This window comes from Candidatus Parakkermansia intestinigallinarum, assembly GCF_944389695.1.
GTDB classification, from domain to species: domain Bacteria; phylum Verrucomicrobiota; class Verrucomicrobiia; order Verrucomicrobiales; family Akkermansiaceae; genus Akkermansia; species Akkermansia intestinigallinarum.
Genome location: NZ_CALXNG010000022.1, coordinates 1 through 24,192, shown reverse-complemented (window position 1 = coordinate 24,192; position 24,192 = coordinate 1). Strand labels below are relative to the sequence as shown.

Genomic DNA, 24,192 nt, shown 5'->3' with positions numbered 1-24,192 from the left:
CGCACAGCGGCGGGAACGCTCGCCGTGCCGGAATCAGCGGACCATCTGCGACCAAGCTCGGTGCACGAGCTCGAGGTTGGTGAGAACCTTCTCCAGATCGCTGAGGCGGATTTGGTTCGGCCCGTCGCTCAGGGCGTGGTCGGGGTCGCTGTGCACCTCCATGAAGACGCCGTCAATGCCCATGCTCATGGCGGCATTGGCCAGCACGGGAGCCAGCTCGCGATCGCCGCCCGTGGCGCCGCCGAGGCCGCCCGGGCGCTGCACGGAGTGGGTGGCGTCGAAAACGACGGGGCAGCCGTATTGCTTCATCCAGTACATGCCGCGCATGTCGACGACGAGGTTGTTGTAGCCGAAGGTGGTGCCGCGCTCGCAGAGCATGTACTGCGTGCAGCCGAAGGCATCCATCTTCTCGCAGATGTTTTTGCAGTCCCAAGGGGCGAGAAATTGGCCTTTTTTGATGTTGACGGGGCGCCCGGATTTGGCGCAGGCCTCCAGCAGGTCGCTCTGGCGGCAGAGGAAGGCCGGCACTTGGAGCAGGTCGACGTACTCGGCCGCACGCGTGGCCTGCGCTTCGGTGTGCACGTCGGTCATCACCGGGATTTGCAACTCCTTGCCGATTTCGGCGAGGATGCGGCAGCCGGTCTCGAGACCGAGGCCGCGGAAGCTCTTGACGCTGGTGCGGTTGGCTTTGTCGTACGAGGCTTTGAAGACGAAGGGAAGCTTGAGCCGATCGCAGATCTCTTTGATGCTGCGGGCCATCTGCCACGCGAACTCTTCGCTTTCAAGCGAACAGGGACCAAGCAGGTAGAACGGGCGGGAGCCGCCGACTTCAACGTTTTGAATGAAAAAGCTCATGGGTGCGAAGGAAGGGGTGTGAGAAGTGGGGGGAGTCAGTGTGTTCGGTGGTGAAACGAAAGCCTGCTCGGGGCGCTTCGCGCGGCGGCGCTCAGCTGAGCAGCAGAAGGCTCACGGGGCTGTAGAGCAGGGTCTGAAGCCGCGCGGCGATGCGGCTCGCTTCGGTTTCGGGAATGGTGGTCGAGACGTATAAGGTGTAGGGGAGTTCGAGGCTGCGGAGGTCTTCGGCGCCGGCGAGAATGCCGACTTTCTGGGACTGACCGCGCACGAGCAGAGCGAAGCCCGGCCGCTTTCGCGCGCTGAGGTGCGCAGCCACCTGAGCCCGCGTGGTGTGCGCGTCGCAGACGACGATGTGCGGTGCGTAGCCTTCGGGGATGTCTCTGTTGAGTCGCGTTTCGCGTGCGACTCGGAAGATGGTCTTGTGTTTGGCGTCGCGGATGGCCGAGAGCTTCTCGCCGCTGTCCTCAAAGAGCAGGACGTCGATCTTACCTTCGGCGTCTTCCCAGACGGGGCAGCTGCAGCAGGCTTTGACAACGGCGCGCACAATGTAGTCGAAGAGCGAGTAGCGGCGATCCAGCAGCTTTTCGCACTGCACCGCGATGGGCAGGCTGATTTCGGCCAGAGCCTGCATGCCGACGGTGGCGTCAAAGATGTAATAGCCGTCTTTTTGCGGTCGCGTGGGGGGCAGGGTGGGATCCGCGTAGGTCGTCTTGCCTCGGCGGCGCAGAGGGCCTGCGGGCGAGAGGACGTCGGCAGCCATGATGCGACCGCGCGGGCCGCTGCCGCTGAGCTGCCCGGGGTCGATGCCGCGGCGTTCGCACAGTTTGCGGGCTAGGGGTGAGATGAGCATGGTGGGTCTTCGGCGGCTGTTGGCTGCGGTGCCGGCGGAATGCGCGGCCGGGCGCGGGCGAAGCATCCGAGCGGGGACGGCCGCAGCGTCCCCGCCCGGTGTGGGGAGGTGTTCGGAATCAGGCCGTGTAACGCACTTCGCCGTCGATGATGGTCATGAGGGTATCGAAGTCGGCGTTGAGCAGGACGAGGTCGGCCGTGTAGCCCGGGCTGACCTTGCCGAGCCCCTTGAGACCGAGCGACTCGGCCTGGTTGAGCGAGGTGGCCTTGACGAGCTCGCTGAGCGGGCGGCCGGTGATCTCGTGCACATTCTTGAGGCCCTTGGCGTAGCGCAGGGTCGAGCCGGCGAGGTTGCCGGATTCGAGGCGGGCGACGCCGTCCTTGACCATGATGGGCAGACCGCCGAGCTGGCCGGGGCCGTCGGGCATCCACGAGCAGGCCAGCGAGTCGGTGATCATGATCATCTGGCTGATGTCCTTGTTGGTGAAGGTGAGGTTGAGCATGTCGCGGCACAGGTGAATGGTGTCGCAGATGATTTCAATCTTAATGTCGCGATCAAGCATGCCCGAGCCGACGAGGCCGATTTCGCGATGGTGCTGCGGGCTCATCTGGTTGCAGAAGTGGGTGAGGTGCTTCAGACCGGCGGCCTTCGCCTTCATGAAGTCGGCGTGCGTCGCAGCGGAGTGCCCTGCCGAACAGGTGATGCCCGCTGCCGTCGCCTGAGCGATGAACTCGAGCGCTCCGGGCATTTCCGGCGCCAGCGAGATGTAGAGCACGGGGTAGATCGCGGCCAGAGACATCACCTCGTCGATATCGGCCGGGCGCACGAAGGCGGGATTCTGAGCACCGCACTGGCGGGGGTTGATGTAGGGCCCCTCCAGATGCACGCCGGGAGTCTTGGAGCCGGTGGGGTTGGCGGCGTAGGTCTTGACGCACTCGCAGACGTCCATGAGCGTCTTGGTGCCGAGGGTGAGGGTGGTGGGCAGCCAAGTGGTGACGCCTTCTTTCATCTTGCAGTCGGCGATGGTGCGGATGCTCTCGACCGAGCAGTCGCAGGTGTCGCAGCCGCCGGCGCCGTGCGAGTGGATGTCGATGAAGCCGGGCAGAAGCATGTTGCCGCCGGCGTCGATGGTCTTGTCAGCCTCGGGCAGGGGGGCGCCGGGCTGCAGCACGTCGGCGATGCGATTGTCGACGATGAGGACGGATCCGCCGACGAGGTCGATGCCGGGGGAGATGATGTGTGCGTTGGTGATGAGTGTTTTCATGTGAATATGCAGTCGTCGGGGTGCTCTGCCCCTGCTTTCGCATGGTATCTTACCGATTGCGGGGGCCGCTTTCAAGTTCAAAATCCGTTCGCGGTGCGTGTTTTTTCCTCAGAGCGCTTTTCCGTGAGAGCTTTCCCGCGAGTGTTTCGCCGAGAGCCGCTTCCCGCCAGCACTTCCCGTCAGCGCCTTGCTGAGCCTGTTTTCGGTGAAGCCTTGCCCGAGAGTCGTTTTCCGAGAACCCTTCCGCGTGAGCCGTTTCCCGCGAGCCGTTTTCCGCGAGCCCTTCCGCGTGAACCTTTCCCGCGGGTGTTTCCCGCGAGCGGTTTCGCTGAGCGGGAGGCCGCGCTCGGGCTTGCGGCGGCTCTCAGCGGGTGAGCAGGTCGCGCTGCCAGTTCATGAGTTGCTCCAGCCCCCGCTGCTCGTCGGCGGCGATGGCCTCGAGCTGGGCTCGCGAAGCAATCAGCGAGGGGTCGAGGTCGAGCTCTTCGGCCAAGGCGTTGCGCCGCGCGGACCACTGGTCGAGGCGCTCATCGAAGTGGGCGTCCTGCTCCTGGTGCTCGCGGTGGGGACGCTCGGGGTAGTCCTCCTCATCGAGGGTTTGGAACTGCTCAATCGCCTTGCGCAGGCGAGCCGCGCGGTGAGCGGCCATGTGGGCGGGCGGGGGAACGACGCGGAACTCCTGAAGCGCCAGACTCCAGCGCAGCAGATCGTCGTTGGAGCAAACCATAAAGGCGGGGCGATCCCAGTGCGCCGCTTCGCTGTCGCGCCAAGTCCAGAGCGCACGCAGGGCGGCCAGCCCTCGCCGATTAAACTTGCCGCAGCCCTTGATGCGCCACGGGTCGCGGTTGCCGGCGGCGAAGCGCTCGCGGCCGCGCTCCAAGTTGGTGACGCAGCTCTCGATGAACCAGTCGTAGCGAGACTTTTGCCGCAGCTCGTCGCTGAGCTTGTCCGCCATCTCCAGCATGTAGCGGACGTCGCCCTGAGCGTACTCCTGCATGGCCGGCGGTATGGGGCGGCGCCCCCAGTCGGCCTTCTGATTCTTTTTGCTCAGCACGATGCCGTAGTAGTGCTCGACGAGGGCGGCGAGGCCGAATTGGCGAAAGCCGACGAGGCGCGCGGCAATTTGCGTGTCGAGAATCATGCGGGGCAGAACGCCGTAGGCATGCTGGAAGAGGCTCATGTCGTAATCCGCTCCGTGCATCCAGACCTCGCTCTCTTGCAGCCAGTCCGTGAAGAGCCGCATATCGTCGATGGCCAGCGGATCGATGATATCGACGCCCTCGGCATCGGCGTATTGAATGAGACAGAGTTTTTCGCGGTGGCGGTGCAGGCTGTCCGCCTCGAGGTCGAGCACGGTGCGTCCGGCGGGTTGCCGGGCGGCGCGGTGTTTCCACGCGGCGAGGGATTCGATGTCAGTGATCATTAACGGGCGCTATATTACATGAAGGTCGGGACTTTTGCAAGCCTGAAGAGTGCGACCGACGTGCGGATATCGCGCCGCTGCCCTGCGGCCGACGCGCGTCGTCGCACGCAGCCCTTTTCTCTTGCCAGTCTCTGCCCCCTGCGCTATAATGCCCGCGCTATGAAAGAATACGCACAACAGCTTTTGCGTTACCCCGAGATGGGTATTTCTCTGGATTTCTCCAAGCTGCCGCTGACTGATGCCTTCCTCAGCGAGATGAAGCCGCTGATCGATCGCGCCTACAGCGATATCGCCGCGCTTGAAGGCGGCGCGATTGCCAACCCCGATGAGAACCGCATGGTGGGGCATTATTGGTTGCGCAACAGTGCGATTGCTCCCACGGCCGAGCTGCGCGCCAAGATTGACGGCCCGCTGGCCGATCTGAAGGATTTTGCCGCCCGCGTGCTCGGCGGTGAGCTGAAGGCTCCCTCCGGCGAGAAGTATACGACCTGCCTCGTCATTGGCATCGGCGGTTCGGCGCTGGGCCCCGAGCTGGTGGCGGATGCGCTGCCGGCAGGCGGTCTGACGATGCGTTTCCTCGATAACACGGATCCCGACGGCATGTACCGCGTGCTCGACGAGCTGCCTCTGGCCACGACGCTCGCCGTGGTCATTTCCAAGAGCGGCGGCACGCCCGAGACGCGCAACGGCATGGTGTGTGCTCAGGCCTATTTTGAGTCCAAGGGCTTCTGCTTCGCCAAGCAGGCGGTTGCCGTGACCGGCGTCGGCTCGAAGCTCGACAAGGTGGCGGTGAGCGAGGGATGGGTGAAGCGCTTCCCGATGGAGGATTGGGTGGGCGGCCGCACGTCCGAGACGTCGGTGGTGGGGCTGGTTCCGGCGGCTCTTCAGGGCGTGGATGTCGATGCTCTGCTCAAGGGCGCGGCGGACATGGACGCTCGCACGCGCGTGGCCGACACGGCGAAGAACGCGTCGATGAAGCTGGCTCTTGCCTGGTATGCGGCCGGTGAGGGCAAGGGCAAGAAGGACATGGTGGTGCTGCCCTACAAGGACAGCCTCGTGCTCTTCTCCAAGTATCTCCAGCAGCTCATCATGGAGTCGCTCGGCAAGGAGCTCGACCTCGACGGCAAACTCGTCAATCAGGGAATCGCGGTTTACGGCAACAAGGGATCCACCGACCAGCACGCCTACGTCCAGCAGCTGCGCGACGGTCTGAACAATTTCTTCGTGACCTTTATCGAGGTGCGACGCGCACCGAAGGATCAGGTGAAGGTGGAGGATTCGTTCACGGCCGGCGATTATTTGCAGGGCTTCCTGCGCGGTACGCGCAAGGCGCTGGCCGAGAGCGGTCGCAAGAGTATCACGATTTCGATTCCGACGGTGAATGCCTACACGCTCGGTATGCTCATCGCGCTCTTTGAGCGTGCGGTGAGTTTCTACGCCAGCCTCATTCACATCAATGCCTATCACCAGCCCGGCGTGCAGGCCGGCAAGCTGGCGGCCAACGTTTTCCTCAAGCTGCTGGCTGCGGCAGAGGGCGCGCTGACGACGACGCCGGCCACGGCGGCCGAGGTCGCTGCGAAGGTGCAGGCCGATGAGGAGGATACCTACCACGCCCTCGTGCATATTGCCGAGTCCGGCAAGGCTAAGTGGGTGCTCAGTGAGGAGGGCCCCTGCTCCGATACCTTCTCCCTCTGAGCTCAAGCTCTTGAGAAATGCCTCTCACCCTGCCGCAGGCTCTGCGGCAGGGTTTTTTGTGGCGCCGTTCGAGAGGGGAGAAAGCCTTTGCTCGGTTGGCTTTACTCGGCCGTCTTTGCACGGCTGTTTTTGTCCGGCCGTCTTTCTCCGTCGTCCGCAAGAGCGGTCGTGCGTCAGGAGGCGGAGCAGCCCGGCGTCAGGAGGCGGAGCAGCCCGACGTCAGGAGGCGGAGAGGCCGTGCGTCGGGAAGAGGGCTTGGCCCGGCACCGAGAGACGGAGCGGATGGGCGCGCCGAGTACGGCTGATGGCGGGCGATGCGTGCCGAGCGTGAGACGAGCGGGCGATGCGTCGGGCCGGGGAAGGCGAATCCTGCGCTCAGGAGCGGAAGGAGCCGTTGCGCCGCCGGCGTCGGCGCGAGAGCGCGGGAATGAGCATCAGCCAGCAGAGCAGCATGGCCGAGAGCTTGAACCACTGATGGGCGGCCAGCCCCGACCGCGCAGCGGAGATGAGGATGCCGAGCAACACGAGGAGAATGACGCCTTTGATCCAGCGCGGCAGCGGCCTGAGCACGATGAGAGCCGGCAGAAGGGCCGCGAGAGCGAGCAGGATGCCCCAGACACTCGTCGGCAGGAACGGAGAGTACTCCAGCACGGCACTGTGAGCCGGCACTTGCCGAGAGCTCTTTTCGGTGTGCAGGGTGCCGAGAAGCTCCGAGAGGGTGCGCCCCATGCGGTCGAGTCGGCTGTTGATTTTGCGGCCGTCGGTGGGGCGTTCGATGACGACGGCATGGGGAAAGAGCTCGTCTGCGGACGGTCTTGCGTCTTTGTCTGCGGGGGCGCCGGTGCTGACGAGGTCGGTGAGGCGCAGGGGGGTGATGCCGGCGTGAACGAGTTTGATGCGGCCGTTGTCGTCAAGGGGAATGATGCGGCTGCCGATGCGGATATTTTTGCCGAGGTCGACGCGGATATCGGCCGGTGTCAGACCGTGGGCGCGCAGGGCGACCCGCAGCGGAAGCGTGGGCATGGTCTCGCCGTTCCAGCGCATGAGCAGGGGGAAGGAAAGATCCGGATCGGAGGAGGGGTCTTGGGTGAGCGGTTCATCTTCGATCCAGTCCGGTGCCCAGTCGGCGTTGATGCCGTCGGGAGTTTCCGCCAGTCCGTTGGGCAGGGGGCGGTTGGCCGAGGGCAGGCCGGAAGGGTCGCCGCTGATGCGGTCGGGGGGAATGGCGAAGTCGCGCAGCACGAGGGGGGTAAAGTCCGCCTGAGCAGCCGTGCGCCCGCGCAGGCCGAGGGTGGCCGCCTTGAAGCGTCGGAGCACTTCGCTGAGGATGTTGCGGGTGATGTCCGCCGTTTCGTCGGACCAAGTGAGGGGCGACGAGATGGCCAGCGCCGTGACGCCGCGATCGGAGAGCTTGGCGGCGATGACGGCCAAATCGCGCGGGCCGAGGGGCAAGGCGGCGAAGGTTTCGTGAACGGTCTCATCGTCCAGCAACAGGGTGCCGACGGTCGGGCAGGTGACGTAGTGGTGCTCCTGCGTTTCGGTGCGGGTCTCGACGGGTTCCGAGCTGTCGAGCCTCAGTTGCAGGGTGGCCTCGCTGCCGCTGCCGCCGAGGCGGGCCAGATGCTCGTAGAGCCAGGTGTCCGCCGGGCGCGTGAGTCGCGGCGGTATCAGGCAGATGAGGCTGATGAGGAGCAGCCAGCTCAGAGGGGAGAAGCGAATCTTGCGGCTTCGGGAAGACATGGGATGAGGGTAGCAGTGAGAGTGTTCGGGGGGATGAGGTCGATGGCTTCGCGCAGGTGCTTCAGACCGATGGGGATGAGGTCGAGGTATTCGGGCTTGCCTTGGTTGTAGCCGATGTTGGCGTAGGCTCCCAAGGCTTGCATGATGCGCTGCAGGGCGCAGGCGGCAAAGCGTTCGGGGTCGACGGGCGCACCGCTGAGCTCGGCCCAGGCGTCGAGCAGTTCCGTGCGCTGCTCCGGCAGCATGGGCATGTGAGCGTCAAAGAGCAGCGAGGCGAGGTCGTACTCGCGCAGCCCCATGCGCATGCCCTGAAAGTCGACGAGCCAGGCGACCCCGTCGCGAATCATGATGTTGGGCGATTGGCAGTCGCGGTGCACGGGAACGCGGGCTTGCGAGGCGAGCCAATCGGCGACGCGCCGCGGAGCTTCGGTTTGCAGAAAGGCGTCAGCATCACCGCCGAGGTGGCGGCCGATGAGGTGTTGGGCGAAGTATTCCTGCTCCCAGCGGTAGAGGGCGGCATCGAAGGGGGGCTGTAGCGGCCAATCGGGTGCGAGCGCGTCGAGCTGTCGGAGGGTGCGGAAGGCGGCCAGCCAGGCGTCGCGCTTGACGGGCCACGAGGCGTCGCGCAGGCGGACGAGTTCGCAGGGGCCGAGGTCGGTGACGAGGCAGGCGCCGCCGTCGTCGGGCAGGCGGCGCTCGGCGAGGACGGCGGGTACGGGGATCCCGGCGCGGGCCAGCCCGCGGGCTGCGGGCAGAAAGGAGTTGTTGTCCGCCCGCTCATTCGTCCAGCAGATGCCCAGCACCCCGCCGCCGCGCAGGATGATGCGACCCGACGCGCCCGAGGTGACGGCTTTCAGTTCGTCGGGGCGCGGGGTGCTGCCTCTGAGTTCGCCTATCATCTCGGCGATGATGATGGGGGCCCTTTGCCGGAGGTTCATGAGTTGGTCAAAGGCTGTGTCGTTGAACGATGAGGGGAGGCTCGCGGCGAGCGACTTTAGTCAAGACTAAAGAATTTGCCGGTGTCCTTTTTGCGTTGGGTGCTCGGATGAGCGCCGGCACTGCGATTGGTCACAGTGGCGGGCTCAGAGCCGGAGGAGGAATCGGCGGGTGCAGGTGAGGGTGTGGCTGAGGAGTCAGCAGCTGCTTTGTCGCCGGGCTCGCTCGGTGTGTCTTGTTCGTGGGGGCGGGCGTTTCGGGCAAGGGGCGGGGTGACCTGCCGGGGGGCGCAGCCCGGGCCGCGGCGCAGGTCCTTTTCATCGAGGTCGAAGAAGCTGGCCGCCTTTTCCTCTGCCTGTTGTTTTTTCGGGGGCTTCGGCGAGGAGGCGGGCGGCGTGCTCGGCCCGGCGACGGAGACGGGCGCAGCGGCTTTCATCTTCAGTTCGATGTTGGTGCGCTGCACCTGACAGGCGATCTGGATGAGCATGTAGAGTCCGGCCGCCATGAAGAGCGGTGTCCCGGCGGTGAGCAGGGCGTCCGCGAAGTCGACGGCGTTCATGCCTTGTTCGAGGTGTGTCAGAACATCATACAGCCTGACGCCTCCGCAAAAGACGAGGATGACGACGACCATGTTTGAGAGGATAACGCCGAAGAACATGACCTAAGTTTAACGGTCGGAAGTGAAATGTCAAGGGTATAGAGACGTCTTGCAGCGCTTGTTTGTCGATGCCCCTGCCGGAGAGCTTTTATAAAAGGCGCCGCGCTCTCCGTCGGACGGAGGCGCGGCGCGGTGCCGATAGGGATATCTCCGGGCGCTCAGCTCTGTGCCTGAGGCGTTTCCGCGGCGGCGGGAGCGTCTTTCGAGGCTGTTTCGGCATGGCTCTTGCCGAGGTAATCGGGCAGTTGCACGCCGACGCTCGACGCGAGCTCGTGCAGGGGCAGGGTTCCGGTGACGAGGTCTTGCACGAAGCCGCCCACCGAGCCGCTCTTGCCGCTGCCGCCGCCCATGACGACGACTTTGTCGAAGCTGAGGTTGCGCACGGCGCTGGCTTGGGTCTCGACAATCGCGGGCAGCTGTTCGGTGACCAGCAGGCCGGAGGCTGCACGCGCATCGCCGGCGGCGGAGACGATCTCTCGGAAGCCGTTGGCTTTAGCCTCCAGCTGCGCCTGAATGGCTGCGGCCTGACCGCGACCGACCAGCTCGAGACCCTCACCTTCGGCCTTCTTCTTGAGCAGGAGCGCGTCAGCTTCACCTTGGGCAAGCTTGATGGCGGCGCGGCCTTCAGCTTCTTTGGCAATGATGAGCGCGTCGGCCTTGCCCTGCTGCTCTTTGACGAGGACGGCCGCTGCGGCCTCGGCGGCGATTTCCTGTTTGCGCTTGAGGATTTCAGCCGCGACGATTTCATTGGCGGTCTGCGTGGCTCGCTCGAGTTCCGCACGCTGCAATTCGGCTTCTCGGTTGGCGACGTAGCCGGCCTGTTCGGCGCGGGCGGCCTGCTCGCGTTCCGCCACTTCTGCGATTCGGTGGGCTTCGGCCTGTCTCACTTTGAGCTTGGCGTTTGAATCGGCCACCTTCATCTGGGCTTCGTTGCTGCCTTCGACGGCGGCGGCGTTGGCCATGGCGACTTGGATGGTTTGCTCGCGCAGGGCTTCGGCTTTGCCGATTTCACCGCGGCGGGTTTCATCCGCCACCTTGATCATGGCGTCGTTGATGGCGCGGGCGGCGGCTTCCTGGCCGAGGGCGGCGATGTAGCCCGAGGCGTCGCGGATGTCGGTGATGTTGGCGTTGATGAGGTAGAGACCGACTTTGTGGAGTTCGACGTCGACGCCGCCGGTGATGCCGCGGATGAGTTTTTCTCGGTCAGCGTTGATTTCTTCAATGGTCAGCGAGGCGATGACGACGCGCATCTGGCCCATGATGATTTCCGAGGCCAGGTCGCGGATGTCCTGCCGCGTGCGGCCGAGCAGGCGGCTGGCGGCGTTCTGCATGATTTCCGGCTGGGTGCTGATGCCCACGATGAAGGAGGAGGGGACGTCGACGCGGATGTTCTGGCTGGAGAGCGCACCCTTGAGCGGTACGTCGATGTTGAGCGGGTTGAGATCCATGTAGGCGTAGTTCTGGATGACGGGCATCACGAAGGTGGCGCCGCCGTGCAGACACTTGGCCGAGCGCCCGGCGCCCACCTTGCCGTAGACAATGAGGATTTTGTCTGACGGGCACATCTTGTAGCGCGAGAAGAGCCAAGCGATGGAGCCGATGATGAAGACGACGAGGACGCAGACGGCGATGATGGGGGCTGAGGACGATTCGGAGGCGGTATCGGCCGCAGCGAGGAGCAGGTGGTGGTTCATGTTGTGATCGGGTTGGGGAAGATTGTTGAGAGGGGGAGAGAGACGAGGCTTGCGGGGCGGATGGGCGGGTGGGGAATGGCGCGGGTGGGGGCGGGGGAGCGGAGGCCGGGCAATCGAAAGGAGGTCGGGGAGAGGACGGTGGAGTGAAAGGAGGGCGGGGTGCAGACGGGAGGGCGAGCAGGCGAGGCTGCCGCGCCGCCGCGGACTCGGGGCGAGGCTCAGGCCGAACCGCCGGCTGGATGCTGAGGTGCGGGCTGTTCGTCATCGAGGCTGCGCACGACGAGCAGCGAGGTGCTGGCTTCAACGACGACGATGCGCGTCTGCGCCGGCAGAGCCTTGTCTCCGTGCTGGATGGCTGCCATGGTGATGAGCTGGCCGGGGTGCGAGACCTGCACCTGACCTCCGGGCTGCCCGTGAGGCGGCAGGGTGACGTAGACACTGCCGCGCATGCCGACGAGGCTGTCGTAATCGAGATTGCCGTCCGAGCGCAGGCTGTAGATAAAGCGCATCAGCTGCATGATGAACAGGAACATAACGATACCGGCCAGCAGGCCGATACCCACGGCTCCCAGAATGCTGAGGCCCGACTGGATGCTGACGAAGCCCGCCCAGCTGAAGCCCAGCATGAAGCCGATGACGGCTCGGGCCGAGAAGTGTCCGGCGTCGCCGTCAATGTCTCCGCTCACGTCGGCATCACCGCCGAAAACGTCCGCAAAGAGCGAGACGACGAAAAGCCCGAGGGCCAGCAGCGTACTGATCCAGACCAAGAGGCAGAAAACGCCCGAGGCCGAGCTGAAATTCGGCAACAGATCCCAAGCGGTGAGCCCCGCTTTGACCCAGTTGATGGCGTGCGTGAGAAAATCCATGGTGAACTACCGTGTTATTCTACCACGAGCCGGGGCGATGGCAAGTACAAAATGAGTCAGTTCAGCCTTGTGGGGCGCTTCCGGCGTCGGTGTTTGTTCTCGCAGAGCGGCTTGTCTTTCTTTTTCGAGTCTGTGGCAGAATTTAGTCTTGCATTGCGGTGGTTTCGTGATATGATGCCCTCACCTTGTAGGTCGATTTGCCGCAGCCACGAAAATCAACCATAAAACAAGATACAAAAAATGAGCGAAATCAACGTCAACGACTTCAAGATCAACGAGAAAGATACCGGCTCCACGGGCTATCAGGTGGCTTCTCTCACCAAGCGCATCGTGCATCTCACGCAGCACCTTGCCGAGAACAAGCACGACCATGCGTCCCGTCGCGGTCTTCTGATGATGGTGGCTCGTCGCCGCAAGCTTCTGGATTATGCCAAGCGTACGGCTCCGGCTCTCTATCAGGATCTGCTGGTGCGCCTCTCGCTGCGTCACTGAGCGTTTTTATCGTTCCGGGCAGCTCTTTCGGGGGCTGCCCGGTTTTTTTTGGTCTGCCGGCCGCGTTTCTCCTGCGGGAGGGCCGGCGGGGCAGGGCCGAGGCGGGGGCAGCTCCTCTGCCTCGGTGGCGGCGGGCGCGGCCGCGGTGTCGGCGAGGGCAGGCGCCGAGGAGGCGCTGCGTTTGTGTCGGCGGCGTTGTTGTCGGCGGCGGGTGACTTGTCAATTGGCCGCGGGCTCCTGCGGCGGGTCGGTCGCATCGGCCGACTCGGTTTGGTCGATCGGCTTGATGCGGCGTGCGGCGGGGTCGAGGCTGGGCCAGACGTAGCGCATAAACAGGACTTTGATGGAGGCCGTCAGCGGAACGGCCAGAAGCGCTCCCACGGCACCGCCGAGGACGAGGCTCCACAGCAGCACCGAGAACATGACCGTGAGGTCGTGCATGCCGACGCGGTTGCCGACGATGCGGGGCTGGATGAGCCAGCCGTCAAACTGACTCACGCCGATGAAGATTGCGGCGACGCCCAGCACGAGGTTGATGTCATTCCACGTGAACCAGGCAATGAGCATGGCCGGAATGCTCGTGGAGATCATGCCGATGTAGGGGATGATGCCGACGACGGCGGCGACGGCGCCGATGGTGATGGCGTAGGGCAGCCCGAGAATCTTCAGGGCGATGCCCAGCAGCACGCCGTCGATGAGGCTCACGAGCATTTGCCCGCGCACGAAGGAGATGATGTAGTTGTTGATTTGCTGGAGGGTGCTGACGACCTCATTCCGGAAGTGCGAGCGGCGCAGCGGCAGGATGGTGTGCCAGTTGCGCGAGATGCGATCGCTTTCGAGCAGGAAATAAAACAGAAAGACGGGCACCATGACGATGCCGACCAGCAGGAAGGTCATGCCTTCGAGGGCTTTTCGCCCGGCGGAGAGCCATTCGACGAGTTTTTCGGTCAGGTAGCTGGAGCTTGAGTTGACGATGACGCGGATTTTGTCCTGATAGCTCAGCTCGGCTTCACCGGAGGACGGGGCGGCGGAGGGCGTTTGCGGATGGGCTCCGCTGCCGCTTTTTTCGTAGAGGATATCGATGGCTTCCTGAATGAGGGTGTTGTTGTCGATGAGGTCGTGTGCCGTGGCGATGCTGCTCTGGACGATTTCCTGCCGCTTGTCGTAGAGTTCGCCCGTCTGGTCAATGAGTTTCGGGGCGATGGCGGCGACGAAGCCCGCCACAATCAGGCCGACGACGGTCAGAACGGTCAGGACGGCGAGGGAGCGGCGCTGAATGAGTCTCTTTTGAACCCAGCAGACGATGGGCGAGAGCAGGTAGGCCAGAATGCCGGCGATGACGACGGGCAGGAGGACGGGCTCGAGCGCGGTGAAGATCCGACAGAAGCCGTAGATCAGAGCGCAGATGAGAAGGATGATGACCAGCAGGGAAAGCCCGGTGAGGGCGGCCCAGCAGGTCGCTTTTTGGAAGGGCGAGGGGTAGTTTTTCGGGGTCGCGGACATGGTTGTCGAGCAGGGAGGGGCGAGACAAGGCGTGGGAGACGGGCGGAGGGGCCGTGCGTCGGAGCTTGTTTGGCGGAGAGGGGGCGTTTGGCTGATGGGGGCGGCGGTTGTCGAGGGGAAGGGCGTTGCCGACGGCGAGGGAGGCAGGCGCGCGACCGATGCGGCGCGGGGCGCCGCGGCGCTGCGCGGATGCGGGAGCCGAGCGCGGTCGCCTCCGGCGGTGCGATGTCGCAGTCTAGCATAACGACGAGAGGCTTGTCAAGGTCTCCGCATGCGATTTGCGTCCGGCGCTTGAGCTGCCCTGTCGAATCCCCTTGACTTTGCGCGATTCGGGTGTATATTGACTCCGTGACCGAGAAGAATATCCCCCAGCTGACTCTGCCTACCGATGAGTTTGATGAGATGATGCATATGAGCGCGGCTCATCTCGTGTCTCTGCTCCGCTCAGCCGTGCTGTCCCCGGAGCGTGCCGGGCGCTTCCGCCCCATGCCGCCGGCGGAGCACGATGCTTATCGCGTCAGTATGACGTCGGGTCGGATTGATATCCGCCTGTTTTCGGCGGGGCGGACGGTGTTTCGCGTCAGCTTCGTGCGTGCGGAGCTCTGAGTCGGGCGCATCCGCGCACCGCTGAGTTGCTTCTTCGGTCTTGCATGTCGCCGGAAAGGGTGCTAGACTCGGGTCATGGATTTATCGGCTTTTCGCGAAGAGTATCTCAAGGACACGCTCCACCGCAAGGATTTGGCGGCGTCGCCCTTTGAGCAGTTTGATGTCTGGTTCAAGCAGGCTCTCAAGGCCGGCATTCCCGAGCCGAATGCGATGAGTATCGCGACCTGCACGCCCGACGGGCACCCCTCGCTGCGCACGGTGCTGCTGAAGTATTACGATGATCGCGGTTATGTGTTCTTCACCAACTACACCAGCCGCAAGGCCCGCGAGATAGACGCCAATCCCGAGATGTGCATGCTCTTGCCTTGGGTGACGCTCGAACGACAGATTATTGTTTACGGGCGCGCGGAGAAGATTTCGCGCATGGAGACGCTCAAGTATTTCCTCACGCGGCCGCGCGAGTCGCAGCTCGGGGCTTGGGTGTCGCACCAGAGCCAGGTTATATCGACGCGCAAGTTGCTGATGATGAAGTTGGCCGAGCTGAAAAACAAATTTGCGGAGGGCAAGGTGCCGCTGCCGGACTTCTGGGGCGGCTTCCGCATTGTGCCGCACCACATGGAGTTTTGGCAGGGCGGGCCCGGCCGCGTGCATGATCGCTTCCTGTACACGCTGCAGCCGGATGGGCAGTGGTCTATCGACCGCTTGCAGCCCTGAGTGCCGCGCGAGCTTGCCGGATGCCGCAAGTTTTGAATGGCCGCGCTGAGGAGCTTCCTCCTCTGCGCTTTTTTTGGCCGTGCACGCGGTGGGGTACCTCAGCGCGAGGCTGCGCGGCAGGGTGGCTGCTCGCGGTGCCGAGCACCGTCGCGTTGGGAAGAGACGGCGCCCCGAGGAGAAGTAGAGGCGCTGGGGAGAGCCGTGATGCCGCTGTGAGTCGCGACGCCGCTGAGCAAGACGGTTGGTGGGCTGGCGGGCCGAGGATTAGTCGGTACCGGGGTCGAGCAGGTCAAACATGTCCAGCTGCGTGACATCGGCCTCTGAGGCGGCAGGCATGCCCGTGGCTTTGGCTCGCTTGCGGCGGGCGGCGCGGGGTTCGCGTGCGGCGGCGGTCATCTCGAGGTGGGTGAGGATTTGCTTGGCGCGGCTGATGATGGGCGCGGGCAGTCCCGCTAGCCTCGCCACCTGAATGCCGTAGGACTTGTCGGCCGGGCCGGGCAACACCTTGCGCAGAAAGACGATTTCATCTTTCCATTCGCGCACTTCGACGTGCCAGTTGCTCACGGCGGGATGCGTATTTTGCAGGTCGACCATTTCGTGGTAGTGCGTCGCAAAGAGCGTGCGCGCGCCGATGACGTCGTGCAGGTGTTCGGCGACGGCCCATGCGATGGAGAGGCCGTCGAAGGTGGCCGTGCCGCGCCCGATTTCATCGAGAATCACGAGCGAGCGCGCCGTGGCGTTGTTGAGGATGAGCGCGGTTTCGCTCATCTCCACCATGAAGGTTGATTGCCCGCGGGCGATGTCGTCGCTGGCGCCGACGCGGCAGAAAATGCGGTCGACGACGCCGATTTGCGCTTCGTCGGCGGGGACGTAGGAGCCCATCTGCGCCATGAGGGTGATGAGGGCGACTTGGCGGATGTAGGTGCTCTTGCCGGCCATGTTCGGGCCGGTGAGGATGAGAACGCGGTCGCTCTCTTCGTCCATGACGGTGTCGTTGGGCACGAAGGAGCTTTCGGTCTGCACCTGCTCGATGACGGGGTGGCGGCCGTTGACGATGTGCAGACGCCGCGTGTCGTCGAGCTGCGGGCGGCAGTAGCGGTGCCGCTGTGCGCTCTCGGCCAGCGAGAGCAGAACGTCGATTTCGGCCAGCGCCCTGGCACTCGCCTGAATCGGGTCAATGTAGGCGCGCACGTCGTCGCGCAGCTTGCAGAAGAGCTCGTACTCGAGCTGCCGGGCCCGCTCGTCCGCTCCCAGAATCGTGCCCTCCATCTGCTTGAGCTCGTCGGTGACGTAGCGTTCGGCGTTGGCGAGGGTTTGTTTGCGCACGTAGCGCTCGGGCACTTTGGAGTAGTTTGCCTTGGTGACTTCGATGTAGTAACCGAAGACGTTGTTGTAGCGCACTTTGAGCGATTCGATGCCGGTGGCGGCCCGCTCGCGGGCTTCGAGCTCGGTGAGCCAGTTTTTGCCTTCGTGCGAGGCGCGGCGCAGTTCGTCGAGGCGCGGGTCGTAGCCGTCGCGGATCATGCCGCCTTCTTTGAGGGAGACGGGGGGCTCGTCGACGACGGCGCGCGCCAGCAGTTCGGTGAGTTCTCGGAAGTCGCCGAGCTCTTTGCCGAGCGGCGCGAGTTTCGCTTCATGCAGGGAGACGGCGTGCAGATCCTGCTCGATGTCGGGCAGATGAGAGAGCGAGCAGCCCAGCGCCAACAAGTCGCGCGCATTGCCCGCCCCCTGAGCCAAGCGAGAGGTGAGGCGCTCGGTGTCGCGCACCCGCCGCAGCGAGTCGCGCAGTTTGCTCATCAGGAAGGGCTCTTTGAGGAAGGCCGCGATGATGTCTTGGCGGCGCTGCAGTTCGGGCAGGTCGCAGATGGGGTGCAGCATCCATTCGCGCATCAGGCGTGCGCCCATGGGCGTGGTGGTGGTGTCGAGCGTGGCCAGCAGGGTGCCCTTGGTGCCGCTGCGCGATTCGACGAGGTCGAGGTTGCGCCGGCTCGATTCGTCGATGAGGACGGCGCCGTCGGTGCGCCTCAGCGCGAGCCGTCTCAGGTGCTCGGTGCTGCGCCTGAGCTGGTTGCGCAGGTAGTGCAGGATGGCCGCCGCCGCGCCCAGAGCCGGGCCGAGATGTGCGCAGCCGAAGCCGTCGAGGGAGTGCACGCGGAAGTGGGCCTCGAGGGTCGGGCGCGCCACGGCGGGCAGGAAGGTGTAGGCGTCGTAGTAGAGGGTGACGGGCAGGGCGGCGAACTCATCTTTCTGCTCGTCGCTCACCAGCAGCTCGCGCGGACGTATGCGGCTGATTTCGTCGCTGAGTTCGTCGAGGCTTGCGTAGTCGGCGACGGTGAAGTCGCCCGTGGTGTGGTCGGCGCAGGCCAGTCCCCAGCTTTTTTTGTCTCGGTAGCAGGCGGCGATGTAGTTGTGTTCGCTTTCGTTGAGCAGAGACAGATCGGCCAAGGTGCCGGCGGAGATGATGCGCGTGATTTCGCGCTCGACCAGCTTGCCGGGCACCGGAGTCGTCATCTGGTCGGCGATGGCAACGCGCTTGCCCAGCTGCACGATTTGGCCGATGTAGCCCTCGGCTGCGTGGTAGGGCACGCCGCACATCGGTATGGTCTGCCGTTTGGTGAGGGTCAGCCCGAGGGCGGCGGAGCACTCCTGCGCGTCCTCAAAAAACATTTCGTAAAAGTCGCCGATGCGGAAGAAGAGCCAGACGTCGGGCGGCAGTGACTGCTTCATGCGCAGGTACTGCTCCATCATGGGGCTGAGGCTTGGCGAATCGGCCATCGTGTTAACGCAGCCATTATAGTGCGGCGCGGCGGAAATTCAAGGCTTTTCGCGGTTGTTGACAGAGTGCCGGGCTGCGGCGCCGCTGCCCGGCTGCCTTTGCGCTTGCAGGCCGTGCGCTTTTCGTGTAGGCTTTCGGGCATGGAGATTCTCATCCTTGCGGCGGCGAAGCCGTCTCTCGGCTATGCGCGAGAGGGGGTGCGCTTTTTTGAGGAGCGCTTGCGTCCGCTCGGGCGCGTCGAGCTGCGCTATGTGAAGGCCGGGCGTTCGGAGGAGGTGTCGGAGCGCCTGCTGGAGGCCAGCCGCGGTTGCCTGCGGCTGGCGATGGATGAGCGCGGAGAGAACTGGAGCACCCGCGAGTGGGAGCGCCGCATGCGCGACTGGCAGCTGCATGCGGTCAAGCGCGTGGCCCTGCTCATCGGGGCGGCGGATGGCCATACGGCCGCTCTGCGCGAGTCTTGCGATGCCGTGATTTCGCTGGGTCGCCACACGATGCAGCACGAGCTGGCTCTCGTGGTGCTGCTCGAGCAGATTTACCGCGTGCACACGCTGTTGGCAGGCTCTCCCTACCACCGAGACTGAACGCGGCTCGGCTCCTTTGTCTCGGGCGGAGCGGGCGGCGCGCTGCGTTCAGCTGCCCCACTCGTCGGTTTCTCCGGCCGTGAGGGGAGGAGACACGCGCGGCACGCCGGCGATTTTTCGAGCCGGCAGGGTGGCGCCGCCGCCGTCGAAGGGCGCGGGCAGCGGAAGCTCGGTGAGAAGCAGCTCGGCATTCAGCGCGAGCGTGAAGGGGGCGCTTGCCGCCGCCTCGGCTTCAAGACAACGGGCGGGAGCCGCGATGAGGAGCAGGGGGGCAGAGGCGACCGCGGCGGCGGCCCAGAGAAGGCGGCCCCGGCTGCGGTAGCCGACTCCCTGCGGCGTGACGGCATCGGGCAGCAGCAGGGCGGCATCGGGGTGCAGACAACGGAGGGCCTCGGCGGGATGCTCGGGCAGCAGCAGGCCGGAGGAGGCATCGCAGCGACCGCCGGGGCAGTAGAGCTCGTGCGGCAGGCGGCGCAGGACGGGTTGCGCCAGAAAGTCCGGCGCGGCGCTGATGAGGCGGCAGGGGCGCTCGCGCAGTTGCAGGGCAAGGGCGAGGAGCAGGGGTCCGTCGTCGACGACGAGGCTCATGCCGGCGCGCAGCTGCTCGGCCGCCAGAGCGGCCATCTGCATGTCGAGCCGCGAGGCGTCGGCCTCGCCCGGCTGCGCGGTCGGCGGCAGGTAGACGGCACCGCCGTGCACGCGGCGCAGCAGCCCTTGCCGCTGCATGAGAACCAGATCGGTGCGGACGGTTTCGTCCGTCACGCCGAGTTCATCGGCCAACTCCGCCGAGCGCAGACTTCCCCGTTCCTCCAGCAGGCGGAGGATGTAGAGGCGTCGCTCGGAGGCCATGTACACGGGCGTGTCGGGAGAGGGAGGAGGCGCGGCAGAAAGGCGCGGTTATTACTGCCGGCTGATGTTGGAGAAGAACTCGTCGAGCCCTTCGATGAGGCTGCGCCCCTCGCTGTCCAGCTCGCGGCTGATGTCGGCGGGCAGTCTGCGGCCGTAGCGATCGAGGTCAGCGACGCGCATTTCAAGCATGCGCACGCGCGTCGCGGCCAGAGTCGCATCATACGCCGCCTCCTGCGTGAGCAGAATCGTTGAGAGAATGTGCGAGACAATCCCGGCGTACGAGGCCAAGTAGCCCTCCGCCGCAGCGTGGCGGTCGGCCTCGCCCTCGGCAGCCAGTTCGGGCATCAGCCGTTTCTGGACGACGGCCGTCATGTGCGAGGCGCGGCGGAAGAGCGGGTGAGACATGGCCGCGTGCATCGCTTTGGCCTGAGAAGGCGCCATGAAGTCGAGCACCTCGCAATCGCAGCTCTCCCGCGCCGGATCCGGCGGCATGTGCGCCTCTTGCTCGGCGGCGACTTCGCCGAGGAAGGCGAGGCGATCCATGACGTAGGCGCAGTCGAGGTAGCCCTGCGGCCGATGCGCGTACTTGTCGCGGATGGAGGGGTAGATCGCCATGCAGGCTTCGGCGCGGTTGAGGCGGTAGTCCCAGTCGCAGACGGGGAACTTCGGCGTGAGGGTCGAGAGGCTGGGGCCTCGGAAGTGCTCGATGTTCCAAGCGACGTGGTTGCGCAGCGCCTCCTTGTTGAAGAAGCGCTGGGCGTTCTCCTGCTCGGGGCTCATCTGCCACTGCGGCAGGCTGAGCCTGTACTCGAACTGCGTCGTCTCAATGAGCACGCGGATGCGCCGATTGACGAAGAATTCGATGGAGAGCGCGTTGGCCAGATGCCCCTCGCGGCGGTGATCGGGCACGCGCAGCGAGAGGGTGATGTCTCCGGCCACGACGTCGCTCGCCGCTTCGCGCAGCAGGGAGAGAACGGTGCGCTCGCGATCGGGCGGGTCGGTGCGCGTCTCGCCCTTGTTGTCAAATTCCACCCGGCAGCCGGCGATGTCGCGCAGGCAGTTGCCGCGCAGGCGGTAGTGGATCGGCTCTTCGCCGTCCGCGCACCACAGGCGCAGGTCGATGAGATCCTCGAGCGTGTTGTCGATCACGCCGCGCAGAATCAGGGGTGAAATAATGGCAAACATGGAGACGATGGGGAGGGGGAATGAATCAGATGTTGCAGTGAAAGGAGGATGACGGGGGATTGAGAGGATGGGAGAAGCCGCGGCAGGCGAACCTGCCGGGCGACGTTCAGTGGCAGCTCGGTGCCGGCAGCTGTGCCGCCAGACGCTCGACGGCTTCCGGGGCGTTCATCAGCTCGACGACGGCATCCCAGCGGCCGTTCATCAGCGCATCGCGGAAGCCCGGAGCCATCGTGAGCGGATAGCTCGCCTCCTCGCAGCTCAGGCGAAGCTCGGCGAGATCAACCGTCCAGACCGTCTCGGGCTTGCGGCGCGTCAGCTCGGCGGCGGCCTCGAGATTCTCAGCCGAGGTGCTCAGGCAGGGCAGACCGATGCCGGAGCAGTTGCCGATGAAGATTTCGGCAAAGGAAACCGCGACGATGGCCCGGATGCCCGAGCGCTTGATGGCCTGCGGCGCGTGCTCGCGCGACGAACCGCAGCCGAAGTTCTCACCGCCGAAGATGATGCAGGCGCCCGCATGGGCGGGATCATCGACGGGGTGACCCTTGGAGCGGCCTTCGGCGTCAAAGCGCTCATCGTAGAACATCGTGCCGGCCAGCTCATCGAAGGTCAGACACTTGAGAAAGCGCGCCGGAATGATGCGATCCGTGTCCATATCCGCCCCGGGGACGGGGACGGCTTTGCCGGTAATCGTGATGATTTTGTTGAGGGGCATGGTGGATGAAAATGTAGGCGAAGTGTGTGAATGTTAGTCGTTGATGCCGAAGACCTCGCGTGCGTCGGAAACGCAGCCGGTCACCGCTGCGGCCGCCGCCATGACGGGGCTCATCAGCAGCGTGCGGCCCGTCGGGCTGCCTTGGCGACCCTTGAAGTTGCGGTTGCTCGTGCTGGCGCAGATCTGGTCGCCGACCAGTTTGTCCGGGTTCATGGCGAGGCACATCGAGCAGCCGGCGAGGCGCCATTCAAAGCCGGCTTCGCGGAAGATATCCGCCAGCCCTTCCTGCTCGCATTGGCGAGCCGTCATCTGCGAGCCGGGAACGGCCAGAGCCTTGATGCCCGGCGCCACCTTGCGCCCCTTGAGCAGCGGAGCCACGGCGCGGAAGTCGCTGATGCGCCCGTTGGTGCAGGAGCCGATGAAGACCACGTCGACCGGAAGCCCCTTGATCGGCTGCCCGGGCTTGAGCTTCATGTACGCCAGAGCCGTCTCGCGCGCCTGGCGCGTCTCATCGTCGGCTGCGTCGTCGGGTGCGGGCACGCAGTTGTTGATGCCGATGCTCATGTCGGGCGAGATGCCCCACGTCACGGTCGGCTCAATGTCCTCGGCCTGCATCACCACCACGTCGTCGTAGACGGCGTCGGGGTCGCTCGCGAAGCTGCGCCAGCGCTCGACGGCAGCATCCCACGCGGCACCCTTCGGGGCGTAGGGGCGGCCCTTGAGGTAGGCGAAGGTCTTTTCATCGGGGTTGACGTAGCCGCAGCGTGCCGCGCCCTCGATGGCGAGGTTGCAGAGCGTCATGCGGCCGTCCATCTCCATCGCCTCAATCGTCGAGCCGGCAAACTCGTAGGCGTAGCCGATGCCGCCGTCGGCGCCGAGGCGGTTGATGATGTGCAGCGCGACGTCCTTGGGCGTCACCCCCGGGCGCAGCTTGCCCTCGACGCGCACTTGGCGCACCTTGAGCGGCGCCATTGCCAGCGTCTGAGTCGCCAGCACGTCTCGCACCTGCGTGGTGCCGATGCCGATGGCAATGGAGCCCATGGCTCCGTGCGTCGCCGTGTGCGAGTCGCCGCAGACAATCGTCATACCCGGCTGGCTGATGCCCAGCTCGGGGCCGACCATGTGCACGATGCCCTGCTGTCCCGTCGGCAGATCGAAGAGGCGGATGCCGTTTTGCGCGCAGTTGTTGCGCAGCGCCTCGAGCATCGAGGCCGCCAGCGGATCGGCGTAGGGCTCCGTCTGGTCATCGGTCGGAATGATGTGGTCGGGAGTGGCGAAGATGCGCTCGGGGTGCAGCACCGGCAGCTTGAGATCGCGCAGCATGGCGAAAGCCTGAGGCGAGGTCACCTCGTGGAGGAACATCGTGGCGATGAAAAGTTGCGTGCGACCGTCGGGCAGAATTCCCACGGTGTGCGCGTCCCATACTTTCCGGTATAATGTTTTTCCCATATGTCTGAATCGGGGGTATGTCTGGTGGTGGTGTCGGCTATTCTAACGCCGACGGGGGCTCAAGTCAAGTTCGGAGTCTTCTTCACAGCCGCTCATGACACGAAAGGCGGCACGGCGGACGAGGCGCCTGCGTCAAGCTGCAAAGACAACGAAGCCGGCTCCCCTTGAGCGGGGAACCGGCTCCGGTAAATCGGTGGAGTGGCGGTTTCGCCGCTTTACTTCAGGTGCTCGACGTCGGCGCGCTCCTCAAGCAGCTCCTTGCAGGTGGCGTCGATCTTCTCGCGAGAGAAGGCGTCGATCGGCAGACCTTCGACGATGCTGTGGGTGCCGTCGGCGTTCGTGCGGGTCGGCATGGAGCAAATGATGCCCTCGGGCAGACCGTACTTCGTGCCGTCGGTGTAAGAGGAGACGGAGAACCAGTCGCCCTCGGGGGTCGGCGTCACGAGGTTCTTGACCGTCATCAAGGCGGCGTTGGCGGCGGAAGCGGCCGAGGAAGCACCGCGAGCCTGAATAATGGCGGCGCCGCGCTGCTGGACGGTCTTGATGAAGTCCGTCTTGAGCCACTCGTGGTCGCTGATCACCTCCGTCACGGGCTTGCCGTTGATCTTAGCGTTGGTGAAGTCGGGATACTGCGTGGAGGAGTGGTTGCCCCAGATGGTCATGTTCGTCACAGCGGCGACGGGCACACCGGCCTTGGCGGCCAGCTGGCTCTTGGCGCGGTACTCGTCGAGCATCGTCATGGCGAAGAAATTCTCCTTGGGAAGGCCGGTCGCGTTGTGCAGAGCGATGAGGCAGTTGGTGTTGCAGGGGTTGCCCACCACAAAGACCTTGCAGTCCTTCGAGGCATTGGCGGCGATAGCCTGACCCTGACCCACGAAGACCTTGCCGTTGATGCCCAGAAGGTCCTTGCGCTCCATGCCCGCCTTGCGCGGCACCGAGCCCACCAGCATGCACCAGTCGGCGTCCTTGAAGGCCACGGCGGGATCGTCGGTGGCCACGATCTGCTGCACCAGCGGGAAGGCGCAGTCATCCAGCTCCATCACCACGCCCTTGAGTTTTTCGAGGCAGGGGGTGATTTCAAGAAGCTTGAGAATCACGGGCTGATCGGCACCCAGCATCTCGCCGGCTGCGATGCGGAACAGCAGAGAGTAAGCGATATTGCCGGCGGCGCCGGTCACGGTCACGGTTACGGGTTTCTTCATAACGACCCTTATTATGCCCGAGAGCGCGGTCAAGTCAATCACAAAATGAGACAGGCGGCGAATATGCCACACCTGTCCCAAAGTTTGAGCAGGGGGGAAAAGGGATGCAGTAATCATGCGGGTTGTCGGGCAAGGAGAGGGC

At 64.7% G+C, this 24,192-nt stretch carries 22 protein-coding genes; 6 read left to right on the top strand and 16 right to left on the bottom strand.

Annotated elements, in window-relative coordinates:
* Positions 1-33 precede the first annotated feature (33 nt).
* From kdsA to AC6UAL_RS07095, 4 genes are all read right to left on the bottom strand, one after another.
* Positions 34-855: a 3-deoxy-8-phosphooctulonate synthase gene (kdsA, locus tag AC6UAL_RS07110; RefSeq protein WP_500682683.1), complete on the bottom strand. Its 822-nt coding sequence runs from the start codon at positions 853-855 to the stop codon at positions 34-36.
* A gap of 91 nt (positions 856-946) precedes the next feature.
* Positions 947-1,705, bottom strand: a complete 759-nt coding sequence (locus tag AC6UAL_RS07105) for an E3 binding domain-containing protein (RefSeq protein WP_500682682.1) — start codon at positions 1,703-1,705, stop codon at positions 947-949.
* 118 nt (positions 1,706-1,823) lie between these two features.
* Positions 1,824-2,969 carry an N-acetylglucosamine-6-phosphate deacetylase gene (nagA, locus tag AC6UAL_RS07100; RefSeq protein ID WP_500682681.1) on the bottom strand — a complete coding sequence of 382 codons (1,146 nt, stop codon included), beginning with the start codon at positions 2,967-2,969 and terminating at the stop codon, positions 1,824-1,826.
* Positions 2,970-3,333: 364 nt separating this feature from the next.
* Positions 3,334-4,392 (bottom strand): ribonuclease D, encoded by a 1,059-nt coding sequence (locus tag AC6UAL_RS07095; RefSeq protein ID WP_500682680.1) that lies wholly within the window; start codon positions 4,390-4,392, stop codon positions 3,334-3,336.
* 159 nt (positions 4,393-4,551) lie between these two features.
* Here AC6UAL_RS07095 and AC6UAL_RS07090 point away from each other — a divergent pair, with 159 nt between their 5' ends.
* The gene (locus AC6UAL_RS07090; RefSeq protein WP_500682679.1) at positions 4,552-6,087 is read left to right on the top strand and encodes a glucose-6-phosphate isomerase; all 1,536 of its coding nucleotides are present in this window, start codon (positions 4,552-4,554) and stop codon (positions 6,085-6,087) included.
* A 375-nt stretch (positions 6,088-6,462) separates the two neighbouring features.
* On the opposite strand, the gene AC6UAL_RS07085 is transcribed toward AC6UAL_RS07090, so the two are convergent.
* The 5 genes from AC6UAL_RS07085 to AC6UAL_RS07065 all read right to left on the bottom strand — a co-directional run bounded on the left by AC6UAL_RS07085 (position 6,463) and on the right by AC6UAL_RS07065 (position 11,981).
* Positions 6,463-7,827 carry a hypothetical protein gene (locus AC6UAL_RS07085; RefSeq protein WP_500682678.1) on the bottom strand — a complete coding sequence of 455 codons (1,365 nt, stop codon included), beginning with the start codon at positions 7,825-7,827 and terminating at the stop codon, positions 6,463-6,465.
* Complete coding sequence (locus tag AC6UAL_RS07080) at positions 7,788-8,765, bottom strand: phosphotransferase (protein WP_500682677.1); 978 nt, start codon at positions 8,763-8,765, stop codon at positions 7,788-7,790. Before AC6UAL_RS07080 ends, AC6UAL_RS07085 begins: the two co-directional genes overlap by 40 nt.
* Positions 8,766-8,821: 56 nt before the next feature.
* Entirely contained in the window at positions 8,822-9,421 is a 600-nt protein-coding gene (locus AC6UAL_RS07075) for a hypothetical protein (RefSeq protein WP_500682676.1), read from the bottom strand.
* A gap of 158 nt (positions 9,422-9,579) precedes the next feature.
* Positions 9,580-11,115 (bottom strand): flotillin family protein, encoded by a 1,536-nt coding sequence (locus AC6UAL_RS07070; RefSeq protein WP_500682675.1) that lies wholly within the window; start codon positions 11,113-11,115, stop codon positions 9,580-9,582.
* Between the two features lie 218 nt (positions 11,116-11,333).
* Positions 11,334-11,981 carry a hypothetical protein gene (locus AC6UAL_RS07065; protein ID WP_500682674.1) on the bottom strand — a complete coding sequence of 216 codons (648 nt, stop codon included), beginning with the start codon at positions 11,979-11,981 and terminating at the stop codon, positions 11,334-11,336.
* A gap of 240 nt (positions 11,982-12,221) precedes the next feature.
* Between AC6UAL_RS07065 and rpsO the strand changes: the two genes are divergently transcribed.
* Entirely contained in the window at positions 12,222-12,473 is a 252-nt protein-coding gene (rpsO, locus tag AC6UAL_RS07060) for a 30S ribosomal protein S15 (RefSeq protein ID WP_500682673.1), read from the top strand.
* A 219-nt stretch (positions 12,474-12,692) separates the two neighbouring features.
* On the opposite strand, the gene AC6UAL_RS07055 is transcribed toward rpsO, so the two are convergent.
* Entirely contained in the window at positions 12,693-13,976 is a 1,284-nt protein-coding gene (locus AC6UAL_RS07055) for an AI-2E family transporter (protein WP_500682672.1), read from the bottom strand.
* Between the two features lie 348 nt (positions 13,977-14,324).
* Here AC6UAL_RS07055 and AC6UAL_RS07050 point away from each other — a divergent pair, with 348 nt between their 5' ends.
* Together AC6UAL_RS07050 and pdxH are read left to right on the top strand one after the other, a co-directional pair.
* On the top strand, positions 14,325-14,582 hold the full coding sequence (locus AC6UAL_RS07050; protein ID WP_500682671.1) for a hypothetical protein: 258 nt from the start codon (positions 14,325-14,327) through the stop codon (positions 14,580-14,582).
* A gap of 75 nt (positions 14,583-14,657) precedes the next feature.
* Positions 14,658-15,296: a pyridoxamine 5'-phosphate oxidase gene (gene pdxH / locus AC6UAL_RS07045; protein WP_500682670.1), complete on the top strand. Its 639-nt coding sequence runs from the start codon at positions 14,658-14,660 to the stop codon at positions 15,294-15,296.
* A gap of 264 nt (positions 15,297-15,560) precedes the next feature.
* On the opposite strand, the gene mutS is transcribed toward pdxH, so the two are convergent.
* Positions 15,561-18,071: a DNA mismatch repair protein MutS gene (mutS, locus tag AC6UAL_RS07040; protein ID WP_500682669.1), complete on the bottom strand. Its 2,511-nt coding sequence runs from the start codon at positions 18,069-18,071 to the stop codon at positions 15,561-15,563.
* A gap of 141 nt (positions 18,072-18,212) precedes the next feature.
* Between mutS and AC6UAL_RS07035 the strand changes: the two genes are divergently transcribed.
* On the top strand, positions 18,213-18,653 hold the full coding sequence (locus AC6UAL_RS07035; RefSeq protein WP_500682668.1) for a 23S rRNA (pseudouridine(1915)-N(3))-methyltransferase RlmH: 441 nt from the start codon (positions 18,213-18,215) through the stop codon (positions 18,651-18,653).
* A 48-nt stretch (positions 18,654-18,701) separates the two neighbouring features.
* On the opposite strand, the gene AC6UAL_RS07030 is transcribed toward AC6UAL_RS07035, so the two are convergent.
* The 4 genes from AC6UAL_RS07030 to leuC form a co-directional block, all read right to left on the bottom strand.
* Positions 18,702-19,502: a DeoR family transcriptional regulator gene (locus tag AC6UAL_RS07030; protein WP_500682667.1), complete on the bottom strand. Its 801-nt coding sequence runs from the start codon at positions 19,500-19,502 to the stop codon at positions 18,702-18,704.
* Positions 19,503-19,553: 51 nt separating this feature from the next.
* The gene (locus tag AC6UAL_RS07025) at positions 19,554-20,687 is read right to left on the bottom strand and encodes a hypothetical protein (protein ID WP_500682666.1); all 1,134 of its coding nucleotides are present in this window, start codon (positions 20,685-20,687) and stop codon (positions 19,554-19,556) included.
* 106 nt (positions 20,688-20,793) lie between these two features.
* The gene (locus AC6UAL_RS07020) at positions 20,794-21,399 is read right to left on the bottom strand and encodes a 3-isopropylmalate dehydratase small subunit (protein ID WP_500682665.1); all 606 of its coding nucleotides are present in this window, start codon (positions 21,397-21,399) and stop codon (positions 20,794-20,796) included.
* 33 nt (positions 21,400-21,432) lie between these two features.
* Positions 21,433-22,848 (bottom strand): 3-isopropylmalate dehydratase large subunit, encoded by a 1,416-nt coding sequence (gene leuC, locus AC6UAL_RS07015; protein WP_500682664.1) that lies wholly within the window; start codon positions 22,846-22,848, stop codon positions 21,433-21,435.
* Here leuC and AC6UAL_RS07010 point away from each other — a divergent pair, their 5' ends adjacent.
* Positions 22,849-23,016 carry a hypothetical protein gene (locus AC6UAL_RS07010; protein ID WP_500682663.1) on the top strand — a complete coding sequence of 56 codons (168 nt, stop codon included), beginning with the start codon at positions 22,849-22,851 and terminating at the stop codon, positions 23,014-23,016.
* Positions 23,017-23,063: 47 nt separating this feature from the next.
* On the opposite strand, the gene AC6UAL_RS07005 is transcribed toward AC6UAL_RS07010, so the two are convergent.
* Positions 23,064-24,050 carry a malate dehydrogenase gene (locus AC6UAL_RS07005; RefSeq protein ID WP_500682662.1) on the bottom strand — a complete coding sequence of 329 codons (987 nt, stop codon included), beginning with the start codon at positions 24,048-24,050 and terminating at the stop codon, positions 23,064-23,066.
* Positions 24,051-24,192 lie beyond the last annotated feature (142 nt).